A 17,092-nucleotide genomic window follows, 5' to 3' on the forward strand; every position below is an offset into this window, starting at 1 on the left:
TTTAAAATGTAGTGAAAAGATATACTCAAATTTGATTGCATTAAAACCACGCTTTAACGCTCTGCCTCGCACGCCCATGCGTTTCTTTTGATTATACGAATAGGTAGCTCAGGTTTACTGTGTTTTATTGAGGGCAGTCAAAAGGGCTAGAACCTTATAAAACCTGAAATCAAAACCTAGCAAGACCCAACATTAGGACGGCAAGATAGAACTATAGAAAACTTCAGGTTGTTATCAATTATTATCGTTTGAACTTAGTAAAACTTAGTCTTAGAACCTATCAAAACCTGTGGTCTGTCTGCATAACTGCTAAGGTTAAAACAGATCAAAATTCTATACAGTTCTATACGGCGAATAGAGTTTTCCTTGATGTACCTTGATGAAATAGGTTTTTCTCAAAATGACGATAAGCCTTACTGTACATACCTTACAGCCAGTTTTTACCATATTTAATGAGCAACTCATCAAGGAAAAGTATCCAGTTTTTCTATGGTCGGATTAGATGAAATTACCCTTACGTAGTCTTACGAAACACCTTATCGTCAAAATTGCCGTAAAGCTTGCACCGTGTAGGCTTAAGCCTGTTTTTATGCCATTTAAACGTGAGTGGCGTAAGGGTAAATGTGATGCCCTAAGCAATCGTACTGGTTCAGTTGATTTATACTTATCTTGCTTTACGTAGCTTTACGAAATAAGAACCATCATTTCGCTGTAAGTCTTTCTATATATGATCTGCTTATCAATTTCCACCAATACGCCGTAAAACAAAAATTACTTAGATGTACTTAGATGGAATAGGCTCTTTTTCAACTATCTTGTGATACGTACTGATACGAAATTAAAGATCAAAAGTCGCCGTGTCCCTTATAGTTCTTGGCATACATACGAATTTTAGTAAGTGAGCTGTATCACAAAAAATAAGCCGTCCTTGTATCTCTAAAATTGAGGCATTTTGTACGACCTAGTACGACAAAACACGTTTTTCTTGCATGACGTAGCATGACAAAACGCACTTTTCTCAAAAGCTCTAAAACCCTTATATAGCCTAGCTTTTAGTGTATTTTTAGGGGTTATTTTATTGACATCTTGTCAAGCAAAATATAAATACCCTGTCGTACAAGATTTAAAGCCTTTTTGCGACACGTAGCGACACAGAACGGTATATGTACCAGTGCGTTTTAACCCTCATAGATTTGAAATCCATAAGGGTAGAATTTCGGATTCTAAATCCTGAATTTGTTATACGTAGTCATACGGATTTACTTTGACGTACCTTGACGAAACGCCACTTTAAAAAACTCACTTAAAACGACTGTAATGCAATACTGGCAAGGCTTTCAATTGAATATACATGCTGTTTTATGTGTGGGTCTGTCAAAGTAAATTGCCTGTGTCTTGTATGACAAGATTTAAGCCCTTTTTATTTATTTTGTTGTACGTAGCTGTACGGATTTACTTGGACAAAACACAACTTTCAACAATGTACATAAAAGAGCTGTGATGCTTTATTTGTAAGGCTCTCAATGGGTTTTCAATGTGGTTTGAAACATAAAGCCGTCCAAGTAAATTACACCAGTGTTGTACAACAAAATACTCGGCGTTTTTCATTCTACGTTGATGGAGTGGTGGAAATGGCACGTAAGTTGATGACATTTAGAATATGACCAAGTTTTTGCTATACGTAGCTATACGAAATGCGCTTTTTTAGGTTGACGTACGTTGACAGAATGGGGATTTATAAAAAATGGCTAAAGCCTTTCTATACATGGGTTTGAATGGGATTTAATGCCTAATTTCTATCGCATACCGTCAACCTAAATTTAAACACCCTGTATAGCTATATTCACGATGTTTTTGTCGATCAAAATGTTAAAACAATTGGTTTATTTTTTAATATTTTATGGCGATATGTCGTAATTAAATGTCAAAAATCTTGGCGAACTTGGAAGTAAATCTTCTATGTTTAATTAGCCAATAAAAAAGCCCCTCAAGCTAAGGGGCTATTACAATTTATTTGTACGGCGTGAATTGGTTGCTATCGTCTTGTAAGAGATTTAATAGTTTAGGATGAATAAAAAGCTTCTCTTTTCCTAGTTGTAATTCATGCAATACACCAATTTCTACAAGTTTTTTTAAGTATGTTGATGCTGCTTGGCGCTTAGCTATATTTTTGTCAACTAGGTTGGATATACGACTGTATGGTTGCTCAAAAATAGTATCAACTAGCTCACGAGTATAAATTTTATCTGCATGAGTTCTTATGTATTCAATTGTATGCTCATGTAGACTTTTGATAGCTGTAATTTTAGATATAGTCCATTCACTGGTGTTCTTGACCGCTTGTAGCATAAACATTACCCAAGAACGCCAATCACTTTCTTTGGTCACATTGAGTAGCAACTCGTAATATTGTGATTTATTTTGAATAATGAATCGACTTAGATAAAGAATAGGCAAGCTTAATAAGTTGCAATCCATAAGGTAGAGAATATTTAAAATTCTTCCTGTACGACCATTCCCATCAATAAAAGGGTGAATTGCCTCGAATTGATAATGAGCTATAGCCATTTTAACCAAAGGGTCTAATTCTTCATTGTAATGAATAAATTTTTCCCAATCGGACAATAATGCCCGTATTACATCTTCGCCTACTGGAGGGGTATAGATAATTTCACCAGTATAACTATTTTTTAAGGCAGTGCCCGTTGTTGCTCTAATCCCTAAATCCACACCTTTAATTGTTTGGCATATCTCAACAGTTGTGCCTGTACATAGAGGTCGTTCTTTAATTGATTGAACCCCTTTATACAATGCAGTTCTATACCTTAAAGCCTCTTTAGTTGCATGGTCTGCATGTTCATCACCCTGTGCATGCTGAAATAGTTTGTCTGTGGTTGTGACAATATTTTCAATTTCTGAGCTGTCTTTGGCTTCTAATAGCGGAATAATATTTATTAGAATCGTTTGATTCGGTATCAACTCCCCAGCTTGTTTTAATTCAGCTAGTGCCGATCTAGCTTCAATACATAATTTTAATACAGCTTTATTTTCTACATCTTGTGATGGGGGAAGAAAGGGTAGAGTGTTATATGGTTGATCTGCTTGCCATTGACTCATTACAGTTATCTCATTTTGTGTCGATTACAATAAGAAAAATCGACATGATTTTTAGTTTATGTCGATAGGATAAACATAACACGACCTTCATGTCGATATATTTAATAAAAATCGACATGAAGTTGTAATTATGTCGATGCAATAAACATGACTATATAAATATGTCGATAAAAACTAAAAAATCGAACATGAGTTTTTGTATATGTCGATGGTATAAGCATATTAATGGTCATGTGTCGATTTGAATAAAAAACATAAGCCCCTTAAAAGAGAGGAGCTTTATTTTTAAAGCAACTGCAACACGTCTGCCCGAATCTCTGTTACCTCTCGATCTACGCTGTTTTGGTCTTTCCATTTCCTAGTACGCAATGAACCCTCTATATATGCCTTACAGCCTTTCTTGAGGTACTTATTGGCAACATCCGCTAAACGTCCGTTGGTGCTGATTCTGTGCCACTCTGTAGCCTCTTTGCGTTCTCCAGTGGTCTTGTCTTTCCAAAACTCAGAAGTTGCTACGCTGAATGTGGTAACGCTTCCACCATTGGGAAATTGTTTAGTTTCAGGGTTACGACCCAGCACACCCATGACAGTGACTTTATTTACGTTTGGCATCTTTTACCTATCAAATTTATATATTTTCTTAGAAGTCTTGGCTTAATGGCTTAATTGCGCTGTAAGGCTTATGTAGTAAGGTTTTCCACTTAGCCAACACCCTAAAAAGCCATTGGCATAATGGCTTAATCAGGATAATTTATTTACTCATTAAGCCACTATGCCACCACATAAAACCCTATCATGCTTAATGGAAAGCCTTTTATAGCAAGGCTTTCAAGGTGATTAAGCCATGAAGCCACCATTTCTAGCAAAATAGGGTTAATTAAGATGTGTCGTGTTCTCCCTACTGATTCAACTTTTATATATTTCCCTAGAAACCTTGCGATTTTGCGATTTCATCTTGTAACCCTTACGTATCAAGGCTTTCAATATCGCAAGCATGTGATTTGCGGTTTTGCATTTTGCGATTCCTTGCATCAATCGCAAAGGAATCGCAACTTATCGCAGTGCTATCGCAACCTATATTGCGATTCTCAAGCCCTTATGCAGTAAGACATACAGCTTTAAATCGCAAAAACGCAGTCATTCTAGTAATAAAGGGTTTAATTCAATGTATGTGGATTTGTTGATAGTGACCAATCGAACATAATTAAATTCAATCAATTCATTGATACAAGGGTCAAATTCTTTGGCTTTTCTTAGGTGTGACGGCGCACCTTTCATAGCCAATGTTTTAGAAATACTACTTACTTTTTGCTCTACACATTTTCGAATAAGCCACTTAATCAGACGTTCAGCATCACTTTCCGTTTTGACCTCAATATCTGCATACATTGCCCATTCATTGAGTGAATGCTTAACGACCTCACAAGCCCCTGTTAAGGTTTTGGCATCAATCCACTGTAAGCCCTCAAAATAAGCGAACACAGTAGCTAAGCGCCGTGCTAATTGACTGGCACGACTAGCAAATGCTTGTAGGTATTCGTAGCGCTTACCTTTGCCCTGCAATTCTTCAAACATGTTGTAGAACGATGCATCTATTTCCCTTGCTTCCTCATTCATGGGAATGACATAACGCCCATTGTGAAGTTCTTGCCCTCCTTGTGGTCTAGGACAGTCATCGAGCAAGTATTCGCACCGTGTCCAGTAAGCAATCAGTCTATGGTCATGATTGGCATTCATAGATCGGTAAATGGCATCTTGTAGGCGTGTCCCTGCCAAGTTCTCAGGGATGGTTAAGATGAATCTCGGCAAAAAGCCTTGCCCCCTTAACACTGGGTCTTTCAAGGCATCTGATAAAACCTCATGCTGTCCCTGTAAATTAAAGGTCAATCGCCCATCATAAGCACGACCACTCCCGTTTAAATTGGATTTAGATCGAGTACGCTCCACAAAACCATCATCAAATAACTTGGCATAGCCTCCAATGGCTTGGGTGCGGGTATCTCCTTTCATGGTATAGCCACCAAAGAATTGACCTGCTTCATCACTGGCAATGGATGCATTGTTTAATATGCCATCCACATATAGCCCTGCAATGGATTCCAAGGTGATGTCACTGTATAAGGTACTTGGGTCATGTGATGGGGGATTCTCAGTACCGTATGCCTCCTTATCCTTTTTATTTAACCCTGCTTGACCGCTTTTCCATTGTTCAAGGTCACGGCGGTATAACTCATATTGTTTACGCTCATGCTGAATAATGGCCTTGTCTGCCATATTACGACTGGTACTTTTACGACTTCCGCTTTGTCCCTCGGTGAGTAGATATAAACTACATGGCTCACCTTGAGGGTTGAATGGGTGCGGTGCATTTACGTGCGCTTGAGCGATATGTGACATAGTCCCAATGACACATTGAGCTGTCATACCAATTGGCGCTTGCACATGCTCGGCTATCGCTATCACAGCATCCCTTGCCAGTGGTGGTAATGCATGGATTGGATAAGTGCTATTTACGGATGTTTCAGCCTGTACCAATGGTAAGAGTTCACCCCATTGATTAGGGGGTGATAAACGCTTGATAGATTCATCAATGAAGATTGTCACATCCTCCGCATCATCATCCTTGTACAGCTCAATGAGGTAATCGGTTTTAATGCCTTGCTCATCAATCACGATATGTTGATTCAGCAAGCGAAGCGCCGTGTCCTGCTCTAGCTTTTGAAATCCCTCGAGCTGGATATGCTCGGGGCGTACTGGCATATAGAGCTTGGTATATCCTGCCTTTGAAAGCTGATTAATCACAAAAATCAAAGGGCTTAAACTCGGTATGTGGAGCATCACATAGGCTTGGCAATATGATCAATGCCACGGCGTAGCCTGTTTGGGCAATCTTAAAGAATGCCTCTAGGTTATAAACATCCTTTGCCACGGCGTTTAATTGTCGACTGGCATTTAGGGCAATGGCTTTGATTTGGGTCTTAGTCATGGATTAAGCCCCCAATACTGCAAGGCTTTGCATTTGCTTGTTATGCCATTCGATCAATTGAGCATAATCAAAATAGACTGAGGCCTGTTTGCTCTCCCCTGTCTTAATTGGTCGGGGAAATGAGGCATCAGTGCGCACGATATGACGCAATGATTCACGGCTTACGTCCAATAACTCGCAAGCTGTTTTAAATTGAACTCGGATTGGTTTGATATTCATAAAAAAACCCATACATGAAAGAATATGGGCTTAGTATGTTTTTGATTTTTATATTGTAATAGTAAGCAACATCTACTTAATAGGGATTAAGCTTAGGTTCCTACCCATTTCTAGGCCTTCCCGCTTGTCTTGAATATGGGTATTTAATTGCTATAGGTTTAATCCATTCCTCAATACTTTTTGCTGTTTCAGGCAATTCATTTTTGTGCTCTGTAGAAACCAAAATACTTTTCAATGTCTTAGCCATCTCACCAATTTTTATTTCTTGTACTTTATCTTGCATCCACAAATAATCAGCTAATGTTCTAGCTGCAAACTTTGCATCAGATTTGCTCTGACTAATTCCTGTTTTATGGCTAGCTGTTATACATTCATCATCATCTTGAATATCTCTACTATTCAAATTCCTCAATTTACCCGTCTTAATTAATTCTAACTCATCATGCGTTATATACATGTTATCTCTAGATAAAGGAAGTTTTATTGCATCATGCAACCCATGCCCTGCAACATATGGGTTTAGTATTTTATTTGTCCTATCCTCTGTTATGGAAAGGGGGACGGGGACAGAAATATCACTACTAAATATAAAACATGAGCATGATTTTTCTGTTTTTTTTAATTTAAATAAAAAATTTCCTAAATGGGTATTTGAGTCAGCAATATATCTAGCTTTTATATCATCCTTATCTGGGTTAAAATTTGAGCGCTCGGTGAATGGTAGGCTTAGAGCTTTTTTTTCATCCAAAAAAACACCATATGGATCATAAATATAATATTCAAAAAATGATTTATAATGGGACTTGTCACAATAATTAAAACCAAAACTCATTAATGACTTAGGATCAATTTTTAAAAAAATATAGTGAGTATTTCTATTAATTAAGTAGCTTCCGTATACGTCAAGCTCCTTTTCGTCACCTTCATATTTTGCGTGAGTATTAGCAAGTAAACCAAAATCATGAGTTGGTGCCAAAATATGTATCTTACCATTCCCCCCCAAGCCAATAAGGCTATCCACTGTCCATAAGTCGGTATCACCAAAATAATTAAGAATATTTGATGCCTGTTCTAATGAATAATAGTGAAGTGATGGAATAATAGTATTAGGCCTTGATAATTTACTCATATATACCTTCCCACAGCATCCCAAAAAAATAGCTAAGTCAATCAAATTTGGTGGCTGCCTTTCGGGGATCAACCTAGACTTAGCAAACTGAATATAAACGATATTTAATTATATTTGTGTATGTTTGGATAAGTAGTAAGACAAGCTATGTCGCAAATGAATCTCAAACCGCTTGCGAAGCGTAAAGCCATATGTAGCAAGGCATACAAGAGAAAAACGCAAAATCGCAAGGTTTCTAGGGAAATATAAAATATATCCATTAAGCCACTATGCCAGTGCATGGAATACTGTGGTGCTTAATGGAAAGCCTTTTATAGCAAGGCTTTCAAGGTGATTAAGCCATTAAGCCACGCTTCTGTAGGAAATATATAAAATACAGATTGTGGGGTTAGTGATTTCACTTGGTCTTTTTAAATTGAATAATGCTCTGGTCTGCTATTTCTTCTAAATAATTGGCATACCACTGCATCATATTTGCCCTGTCATCTAAATATTGGGCTTTGTTATATACCCCTGCTACACCGTCCTTAACATGGGCCAAAGCAGATTCAATATGACGCTCATCAAAGCCACGGTTATTTAGTAGTGTACTGGCTATATGCCTAAATCCATGTGGTGTCTGTCTGCCCTCATATCCCATACGGCGCAAAGCCATGATAAAAACTGTATCTGACTTAGGCTTACTCTTATCGGATCTACTTGGGAATAAATACTCAGAAGTGGTTTCATAGGTTTTTAATTCATTGAGTATGGCAATGGCTTGCTTAGGTAAAGGCACAACATGCTCACGGCGTTTCTTCATGCGTTCCTCAGGGATATTCCATAAACCTTGTTCTAGGTCGAACTCAGTCCATTTAGCGCCCCGTAGCTCAGTAGGACGGCAGAACAACATTGCCAAAAGCTGTAAGCCCATACGGACATCCGTAGTCGGGTAATTATTAATAGCTCGAATTAAGGTTGGTAACTCAGCCTCACTCACATGAGCCATATTCTCTTTTTTGCCCTGCTGTAGATACTTCTGAATGCCCTCTAATGGGTTGTAATCAATTCGCCCTGTTACCTTTGCATAATCATAAATATCACGGCACATGGCCCGAACTCGGCTTACCTGTTCATAGATACCCTGCCTCTGCTGAATACCTTTTAAATGATTCATCCACTCGATAGGTTTTATGCTGGTGTACCCGCATCATCAACAGCAGTAATTGATCCAACCACACCAACTTCTAATGGGTTTGGCTCAATAGACCATGCACCAGCATTATTGGCATGTGTAGCAGCAATCAAACTACCTTTGGCAGCACGAACTTTAATAACTGCACCTGCTTCAGCCGTACCACTTAATTCATCGGCAGAATTAACAACTACCACTGGTAATGCTGGTGCAACTCGATCCGCTGGAACACCAGGCAAATCACCTGCAACGTTTGCATCAGGAACAATAACGCCACCCGCAGCACGCATTTCAGAACGCACTGTGGCTAAGTTTTTACGGAAGTTGTCACCATCTTCTAGTGAAACTTGGGTATCAACATCTTCACGAATATATCCATCAAAACCGATTGATAAATTACCGCACCAGTATTTAGCAGGCTTCTGAACAGGACTAAAGCGAACAGGCAGCCCCCAAAGGTATACTTGAACACCTGTACCTGTTGGAACACCAATTAAATAATGACCATCAGAACCTTTTAAGCGCTCAATGACACCCCAGTCTTGTGGATTTAACACATAACATTCAGGTTGTAAGAAAGATAATGCCGCCTTATATTTTGCACGGTTTAGAACATCAAGAGCCGTATCACCTGCTTCAACTGGAACTGTGTCGTGATTGCCTTCTTCCATCAAGCCGCTAAAGTTTTTCGGCTGACCTGTTGCTGGAATGTGACCATTGACCACAAAATATTCAAGCTTGTAACGAATACCATAGGCCAAACGAGTTTCAATATAACTGGCCAACATTGGCATATCTGCCAAAACTTGATTTGATACTTTGATCCAATGTGCAATCACACCAACATTCAATACAAGTGGACCAAACTCAAGACTAGATTCAGGCTTTTCCTCGCCTTCAGGCACAATATCTGCCATTAGATCCCAAGCTGTTTCACGCAGTAACGTCACGATGTCATTGGTTAATGGTGCCCAGTTAATCAGGTCAACCAAGCTCAATGGCTGGAACGGTACGCGATTTAGGTCATTTTTTGCGTATTGGTAATTTTCACCAAGGCTACCTAGAGTCACAATATTGCGTGCTTTGATACCATCAAAAGAAACAGAGGTATTTTTTTGACGTTTATCAAGCATTGCCTTCGCAATTTCAATTGATTCTGTATTACGAACCAAAATTCCCGCAATGGTGCTTGACTCATCAGTTTGGCGGGCTTTCGCCTGATTAACTAAATCAGTTTGAAGCTGCTCAACTTTGGACGCTAGGTCTTTGATTTCTTTTGAACGTGTTTCAAATTCTTGCTTTTCTTCGGCGGTTAATTGGGTCAAGGCAGTTTTCGATCAAACCCTTAAGATCGTTGCCTAACTTCTGATTTGGTTCAAGTACAAGGAAACGACGGTCACGCTCCTCAATAGCAAGCGGCTACACCTCGTTGGATAAGAACACACAGTTAATGTGGTTATTTTGGCTATAACCTGACATGAACTTTTTCTCAATACGAATCTTCTCTCCAGTGATCATGTGTTTGATCAAACCCATCATGCCGAACTTGGACTTATTGTTAAATATTTCTTCAAAAAGACAGTAAAGCTTACGCTCTGCCCAGTCGGTATAAATAGATTCAAGGCCATTTTGACCGAGCGTAACTGAATAACATTCACCATAGATACGGGTCATGATCTTCTCAAAGAATAATGATTTACCCGATCCTTGAACCGCACTACACAGCAACACGGATGTATTCAATTTTGCACCAGGATGTTGAAGTGGGTAAAGATTTAAAACTCAGTAGCGATTACGTCATGATTTGCCCAGAGACTAATGCTCCATTTTTCAATGAGAAACCACCACGTTTGAGAATGGTAGAAGCTATGAAGTCCTGCATGATCCGCCACCGCCCTGCATATAATGCACGGCATACTTATGCAACCATGCTTTTAATGGATGGCGTTAATCCAGTCTTTGTCGCTGATCAACTTGGCCATAGTCTCCAAATGCTGATTAAGCGATATGCAAAATGGATACATGGAGATAAGAACAGAATAGAAATGGCAAAACTAAACACTACAAATGGCACTTAAGGTGCCTTTTTTAATGCATATGAAAATGTGGCGGGTTTTGTGGGGAAGTGTGGCAAAAATGTGGCAATAAAAAAGCCACTTTTGCAAGTGGCTGATTTATATAAAGAATTTTGGCGGAGGTGGCGTCAATTGAACTCAAAACCTAACTCATTCACTTTAAAGCTCTTTTATTGAATAAAAAAATTCATTGACCCAATTTTGACCCAAATTAGATTTAGTGCATTGAATCACTTTAAAATCTTGTTCAAATCCGAATTCAGGATTTGAAGTGGCGTACGGCATTATAGCAGCAAATTACACCTAAAAATAAATGTAATGTTATAATGTTTCAATTAGCTCATTATGATATTAATAATCACATCAACTTCAGTACAGTTCAATTTTTTAATTTGTACTTTTGCTTAGGACTCTTAGGCTTATCAGGAAGGGTACGTTCAATCACACCTGCTTCTAATGCTGGAGTTAAATAATTTTTTTGGAATGTGGCTCGATGGGACAAGTCCAATAGAGCCATAAGCTCAGTTAAGCTATATTCTTTCTGCTCCATATTCTGGATGAGACGTTTAACTTGATCGCTAACTTGTACGCTAGCTTGAGCGGTATCTTGATCGCTGGCATCAGAACTAAGTATTGCATCTAGAATCATCTGCAAAATAAACTCAATAAAAGGTGCAGAATCTGAACGATCTGTGCTCGCTTGCAATGCATCGTAATAAGCTCTTTGGTTTTGATAAATCAAGCTTTCTACAGGGATGTTGAGAAAAATAGGATTCCACTGGCTTAAGATTAAAGTTTGCCATAAACGCCCCATCCGCCCATTGCCATCAGCAAATGGATGTATAAACTCAAATTCATAATGAAATACTGAACTCTGAATTAATGGGTGCTCATTACCTTCAGCCAACCACTGTAATAACTCTCTCATTAAACGCTGGACTTGATTTGCAGGCGGAGCCATATGCACGACTCGATCCCCTGACATCACACCAACACCGCCATGACGATACTGTCCAATTTCATCAATCAGTCCTGTCATCAATATTTGATGTGCTTTCAGCAAATGCGATTCTTGATCAGGATTCCAATCTTGAATTTCTTCATATGCCTTTAGGGCATTACGTACCTCTTGAACTTCTTTAGGTGGAGCGATAATGGTCTTGCCATTCAGAATCGCTGTGATTTGCTCTGTACTCAAGGTATTTCCTTCTATCGCTAAAGACCCTTGAATCGTTCGAATACGATTGGCTTTTCGCAATTTAAGGCTATCTTGGATTTGAGTTAATGCAGTCAAACGCCCTATTGATTCACTAATTTGTGCAATCAAGTGAATAATTTTAGAGGTGATCGTATAAGGCGGTTGATATTTCATGCCATTCCTCATTGATGTAAAAACAAAGCACAGTTGATTAAACTCTAAAATATTAATATTTCATAGCTTAGTGAGTAATATCTGCTATCAACATGCTTACCTTTTCTGAAACAGTGAGCTAACTAATCGCTATTTCTTTTAAAATAAACCTGTGCATTCTCGTTAAAATACGTAGGTTTCTTCATTACAGGACAACATTATGTTTATTTATGCCGACTTCTCACAACTCGTCATCATCAAGCCAGAGGATTACCATTGGGTAAAATCTCCAGGAGGTGAAGTCGATAGAATGATGCTTGATCGTATTGGCGATGAGAAAGCACGTGCAACTAGTCTTGTGAAATACGCACCAGAATCTGCCTTTCCTGAACATCAACATCCTTTGGGTGAAGAAGTCCTCATATTGTCAGGCATTTTTACCGAGAATGCTGAAGATGATTATCCGGCAGGCTGGTATTTACGTAACCCCCATCATTCAACTCATCGGGTTTCCAGTAAAGCAGGTTGTTTAATCTTTGTGAAACTGATGCAAATGACTGAACATGAGAGAGAACCAACCCGGATTAACACCAATGACTTAGCGAATTGGAAGCTTACCCAACGTCGGATGATATGCCCGCTATTTCAATCTGAACATGAGCAGACCTATTTAGAAAAGCTAAAACCTGATCAAATTTTCGTAGAGAAATCAGAACAAGGGATTGAATTGTTCATTATTAAAGGTCAATTATTTTGCGACACTGAAATATATCCAGCAGGTTCGTGGGTCCGTCTTCCCCTCAATAGTGCTGCTAAATTTCAGGCAGGTCCATCAGGCGCAACGCTTTATGTCAAAACTGGTCATCTACAACATGCCATAGATGTGTGGGTGAAATGAACAATAATGTGTTTCCAAAATGAAGCTGTCTCGTGTCTAGAATACTTGGAGCAGTCCACTTACCACTTTTAAAACCCATACAAAATGTAATGATATATCACTACATTTCTGATCTTTCTTTTTTCATGTATGATCGACTAAGACAAATTCAGGGATAAGGTTATGTTTGAAACTATTGATGATTTAAAGAAAAAATTAGATCAACATCGCCCTCTCTCTCCGTCAATTGTCAAAAATTTACAAGAAGATCTTATTGTCCGCTGGACCTATCATTCCAATGCAATTGAAGGTAATACCCTCACCCTGCTAGAAACAAAAGTAGTACTCGAAGGTATAACTGTTGGTGGAAAGGCATTAAGAGAACACTTCGAAGCGATCAACCATAGAAATGCAATTTACTATGTTGAAGATATCATTCGGAAAGAGGAGCCTTTTTCTGAATGGCAAATTCGCAATATCCATCAACTCATTTTAAAAAATATTGATGATGATAATGCTGGCCGCTATCGCCAACAAAATGTCCTAATCTCTGGTGCCACGTCTACCCCGCCTGATTACACATTATTAAATGACAAGATGGCTCAGCTAGTTGATTGGTATAGTAATGACGCACATAAATTTCATCCTATCGAACGTGCAGCCAAAGTACATGCTGATTTTGTAGGTATTCATCCATTCATTGATGGCAATGGCCGTACATCACGTCTATTGATGAATCTTGAATTGCTTAAAGCTGGTTATCCCCCTTGTGTAATAACAGTTGAAAACCGATTGGCCTACTATGAGGCCCTAGATCAATGGATGGCTTATGGAAAAACTGAAGCATTTATCCAGTTGGTTTCTGAAGCTGTACTTGAAGGATTTAAACCTTATCAAGTTGTATTGGGCATTTAATCGGCTTGATCGGTGTATTGATCCCTAGTACTAGATACCATCCACAATTGCATCTAAAATCATTTGTAAAATAAACTCATTAGATGCTGTAACACTGAAGATATGAGCGGTACAAAGAATATCGCTAGTGACTCATAAATCCGTGGTGATTTACTCAATCAATTTCAATCTGATGAGCGAACAGATTCTGTCTATACTGAGTTGTACGACACTATAGGCTGTAAATCAAAAACCTTTAGACTCAGCATTAAAAGCTTTTTTAATAGTTTTTCCTCCAAATCTATCCAATAAGATTTGATCTACAACATTTAGTTCAATAATACTCAATGCAGCATCTACCCCAAAGTACCCGAAATGCAACTGTCATCAATTTGTAATAAAAATCGATTATATCTCGTGTGATAATGCAACTTTTCTTTGCGAGTTTATAAATGTCAGACAAAATCAGCTTAAACTATTTAAATGAACTCATTCGTAATGCTGAGAAAAAAGATAAAAAAATTGACAAGATCTTATTAGGCTATAAGGCGTATTATTTTTTTATGTCTGACAGCGAATTCCATAAAGAAGTCACTAACTCTGCCCTTTCACCAAGTAAACGTAAATATAAAAACTATAAAATCAAAGTGACTCAGGACGAATATCAAATTGATTTAAAATTTCAGGAAAAATAAGCAGGATTGCTCTAATTCTCAGGTTTAAACTCTTTATTTATTGACAGCCATTATGATTAAAGCATCAAAAAAGACAATCTAGACATTAGATGACCTGTTGTACTTAAGATCGTTACCCGCCAATTCAACATCATCTGATACAATCAAAATAACGGTTCACGTATCCTGTGAACTCCTGTTTTCTGACCAAATAGCACTCCGATAGTGTCCTCTTAAAATTTATTGGACACTATCGTGGTATTAATGAGTTAGAAAAGTGGGGCTCAGCGGATGCTTACGATTAAACAAACGATCGAGCCATCCGTTACCCTGCTCACACCATGATTAATCAGCTTTAAAGATTACGCTGATTGACTCGTTTAGACAGTTCTTCAGCCGATTCTTTTCGCTCCGAATAACGGTTGGTCAAATAGGCACTCTGACCGCGAGTCAGCAAAGTAAACTTGTATAGCTCTTCCATTACATCAACAATACGATCATATAGCGATGAAGGCTTCATCCGTCCTTCCTCATCAAACTCCAAAAAGGCTTTAGGAACAGAAGACTGATTTGGAATCGTGATCATCCGCATCCAGCGCCCAAGAATTCGCATCTGGTTTACACTGTTAAAAGACTGTGATCCACCGCTCACCTGCATCAAAGCCAGTGTTTTACCCTGCGTAGCACGAATTGCTCCTCCAGCAAGTGGAATCCAATCAATCTGTGCTTTGAAGATTGAGCTCATCGAACCATGCCGCTCAGGCGAACACCAAACCATGCCTTCAGACCAAGCCAACAATTCATGCAGCTCTTTAACCTTTGGATGTTCCAGATCACCATCTTCAGGTAAAGGTAAACCTTTGGGATGAAAGATTTTAACCTCACAACCAAAACGCTCAAGAATTCGCCCAGCTTCCATCACAGCTAGGCGGCTATATGAACGCTCTCTGTTTGAGCCATATAGCAATAAGATACGTGGTGGGTGACTTAGTTCTTTAGCCTGCACTTCCGCAAAAGTTGGTGTCGGTAAAAGATCAGATTCAAGATTAGGGAGTGTCATCTTTGCCTCTTAAGAATTTGGATAATATTTTTTCTTCAGCCACAAGGATACGCTAACCAGTGCAATCAGCACGGGCACTTCAACCAATGGGCCAATAATCGTAGTAAAGGCAATTGGTGAAGCCAAACCAAAGGTAGCAATCGCAACGGCCAACGCTAACTCAAAATTGTTACCTGCTGCGGTAAATGAAATTGCAGTGGTTTTGGGATAGTCATTCCCCATCCACTTACTCATGAAAAAGCTGACAAAGAACATCACGACAAAGTAAAGCGTCAATGAAATTGCAATCCGCAACACATCCATTGGCAAACTCACTACATCACCGCCTTTCAAGCTAAACATGGCTACAATGGTGAATAACAAGGCCAATAAGCTGAGTGGACCAATTTTGGGTAGAAACTGATTCTGATACCAGTCCAGACCTTTGGCTTTCACTAAAGATAGACGCGTCAGGAAGCCCATCAGGAATGGAATCCCCAAGTACATAAGGACAGCATTGGCAATGGTCCAGAAATCAACATTGATGACATTCCCTTCTATCCCAAAAAATGGCGGCAGATAGGTCAGGAAGAACCAGGCATAACTGCTAAAGAACAGAATCTGAAAAATGCTGTTAAATGCGACCAATGCAGCACCGTATTGATTGTCCCCGCATGCCAGTCCATTCCAGATCAGTACCATGGCAATACAACGCGCCAAGCCAATCAGAATCAGACCTGTCATGTATTCTGGGTAATCACTCAAGAAGACTATCGCCAATACAAACATCAGCACTGGCGCAATCAGCCAGTTCTGAATCAGAGAGAGCGCTAATGTTTTTTTATCCTGAAATACTTTGGGCAAAGCTGCATAATCTACTTTGGCTAATGGTGGATACATCATCAAAATCAAACCAATCGCAATTGGCAAGTTGACTGAATTTACACTCATTGCGTCCAATGCGACGGATGCTTGTGGAAATACCACCCCAATCGCAACACCCAATGCCATGGCCACAAAAATCCATAGCGTCAGGTTGCGATCCAAAAAGGATAATCCTGGTTTAGACATGATCTGCTCGCTTAAAGATGGGAAATTTGATTGATTTCAGCAATAAGCTGATGACGGCTCATGTGATGGGTATCTAATGCAAAAAGTGCATCTAAGCGTTTGTTGATATGTTCTACAGTATTTAAAAATGCATGTAATTTTTCTTGTTCAGGCAAATCTAAATGTGATGGATCTGATAGACCCCAATGTGCTTTGATTGCTCCTCCTAAATACAATGGACAAGCTTCTTGTGCTGCCGCATCACACACGGTGATGACGACATCGGGCTGATACTGTTCACAGGCATCAATCGTTTTACTCGACAAACCTTCGGTAGACAACCCTAGGTTCTGTAAAGTCTGAATGGTTAACGGATGAACTTGACCAGAAGGTTTACTTCCAGCGCTATAAGCTACCCAACCTTCAGGCGCTCGACTATTAAACAGAACTTCAGAAAGAATACTGCGACAACTGTTACCCGTGCACAGAAACAAAAATTTCATGAAA

General features: G+C 39.0%; 14 protein-coding genes and 3 pseudogenes. 4 read left to right on the forward strand and 13 right to left on the reverse strand.

From position 1 onward, the window contains the following. Positions 1–2,010: 2,010 nt before the first annotated feature. The 9 genes and pseudogenes from fic to ACY3FQ_RS12450 form a co-directional block, all read right to left on the reverse strand. Entirely contained in the window at positions 2,011–3,117 is a 1,107-nt protein-coding gene (fic, locus tag ACY3FQ_RS12410) for a protein adenylyltransferase Fic (protein WP_489774122.1), read from the reverse strand. A 288-nt stretch (positions 3,118–3,405) separates the two neighbouring features. Next, positions 3,406–3,729 (reverse strand): annotated as a pseudogene (gene ssb / locus ACY3FQ_RS12415) (single-stranded DNA-binding protein); the annotation flags it as partial. Positions 3,730–4,254: 525 nt separating this feature from the next. Next, positions 4,255–5,877 (reverse strand): DUF3987 domain-containing protein, encoded by a 1,623-nt coding sequence (locus ACY3FQ_RS12420; protein WP_407079333.1) that lies wholly within the window; start codon positions 5,875–5,877, stop codon positions 4,255–4,257. 34 nt (positions 5,878–5,911) lie between these two features. Next, positions 5,912–6,103 (reverse strand): hypothetical protein, encoded by a 192-nt coding sequence (locus ACY3FQ_RS12425; RefSeq protein WP_407079332.1) that lies wholly within the window; start codon positions 6,101–6,103, stop codon positions 5,912–5,914. Between the two features lie 3 nt (positions 6,104–6,106). Beyond that, a complete protein-coding gene (locus ACY3FQ_RS12430) occupies positions 6,107–6,322 on the reverse strand; it encodes a transcriptional regulator (protein WP_201950384.1) in 216 nt (71 codons plus the stop codon). 100 nt (positions 6,323–6,422) lie between these two features. Next, positions 6,423–7,451, reverse strand: coding sequence for a hypothetical protein (locus tag ACY3FQ_RS12435; protein ID WP_201950381.1), 1,029 nt, complete (start codon positions 7,449–7,451; stop codon positions 6,423–6,425). A 397-nt stretch (positions 7,452–7,848) separates the two neighbouring features. Next, positions 7,849–8,634 (reverse strand): annotated as a pseudogene (locus ACY3FQ_RS12440) (tyrosine-type recombinase/integrase); the annotation flags it as partial. Beyond that, the gene (locus ACY3FQ_RS12445) at positions 8,622–9,950 is read right to left on the reverse strand and encodes a phage major capsid protein (RefSeq protein ID WP_489774123.1); all 1,329 of its coding nucleotides are present in this window, start codon (positions 9,948–9,950) and stop codon (positions 8,622–8,624) included. The pseudogene ACY3FQ_RS12440 and the gene ACY3FQ_RS12445, both read right to left, overlap by 13 nt. A gap of 94 nt (positions 9,951–10,044) precedes the next feature. After that, the gene (locus ACY3FQ_RS12450) at positions 10,045–10,299 is read right to left on the reverse strand and encodes a primase-helicase family protein (protein ID WP_265102680.1); all 255 of its coding nucleotides are present in this window, start codon (positions 10,297–10,299) and stop codon (positions 10,045–10,047) included. 113 nt (positions 10,300–10,412) lie between these two features. Here ACY3FQ_RS12450 and ACY3FQ_RS12455 point away from each other — a divergent pair. Next, positions 10,413–10,703: pseudogene (locus tag ACY3FQ_RS12455) on the forward strand (site-specific integrase); the annotation flags it as partial. A 376-nt stretch (positions 10,704–11,079) separates the two neighbouring features. Here ACY3FQ_RS12455 and ACY3FQ_RS12460 read toward each other — a convergent pair. Next, positions 11,080–12,072 carry a Fic family protein gene (locus tag ACY3FQ_RS12460; protein WP_017395734.1) on the reverse strand — a complete coding sequence of 331 codons (993 nt, stop codon included), beginning with the start codon at positions 12,070–12,072 and terminating at the stop codon, positions 11,080–11,082. Between the two features lie 199 nt (positions 12,073–12,271). Here ACY3FQ_RS12460 and ACY3FQ_RS12465 point away from each other — a divergent pair, with 199 nt between their 5' ends. The 3 genes from ACY3FQ_RS12465 (at position 12,272) to ACY3FQ_RS12475 (ending at position 14,517) form a co-directional block, all read left to right on the forward strand. Continuing rightward, entirely contained in the window at positions 12,272–12,949 is a 678-nt protein-coding gene (locus ACY3FQ_RS12465; protein ID WP_017395735.1) for a cupin domain-containing protein, read from the forward strand. A gap of 162 nt (positions 12,950–13,111) precedes the next feature. Continuing rightward, the gene (locus ACY3FQ_RS12470; RefSeq protein ID WP_017395736.1) at positions 13,112–13,843 is read left to right on the forward strand and encodes a Fic family protein; all 732 of its coding nucleotides are present in this window, start codon (positions 13,112–13,114) and stop codon (positions 13,841–13,843) included. A 431-nt stretch (positions 13,844–14,274) separates the two neighbouring features. After that, complete coding sequence (locus ACY3FQ_RS12475; protein WP_017395738.1) at positions 14,275–14,517, forward strand: hypothetical protein; 243 nt, start codon at positions 14,275–14,277, stop codon at positions 14,515–14,517. A gap of 334 nt (positions 14,518–14,851) precedes the next feature. Here the strand turns inward: ACY3FQ_RS12475 and arsH are convergent, their stop codons facing one another. Genes arsH through ACY3FQ_RS12490 form a run of 3 tightly spaced genes read right to left on the reverse strand, consistent with a single transcriptional unit; the run spans position 14,852 to position 17,088 of the window. Next, positions 14,852–15,556, reverse strand: coding sequence for an arsenical resistance protein ArsH (arsH, locus tag ACY3FQ_RS12480; RefSeq protein ID WP_016659428.1), 705 nt, complete (start codon positions 15,554–15,556; stop codon positions 14,852–14,854). Positions 15,557–15,565: 9 nt separating this feature from the next. Beyond that, the gene (gene arsB / locus ACY3FQ_RS12485; protein WP_489774125.1) at positions 15,566–16,606 is read right to left on the reverse strand and encodes an ACR3 family arsenite efflux transporter; all 1,041 of its coding nucleotides are present in this window, start codon (positions 16,604–16,606) and stop codon (positions 15,566–15,568) included. Between the two features lie 11 nt (positions 16,607–16,617). Then, positions 16,618–17,088, reverse strand: coding sequence for an arsenate reductase ArsC (locus ACY3FQ_RS12490; protein ID WP_489774127.1), 471 nt, complete (start codon positions 17,086–17,088; stop codon positions 16,618–16,620). Positions 17,089–17,092 lie beyond the last annotated feature (4 nt).

It is taken from the genome of Acinetobacter sp. AB03, assembly GCF_058107045.1.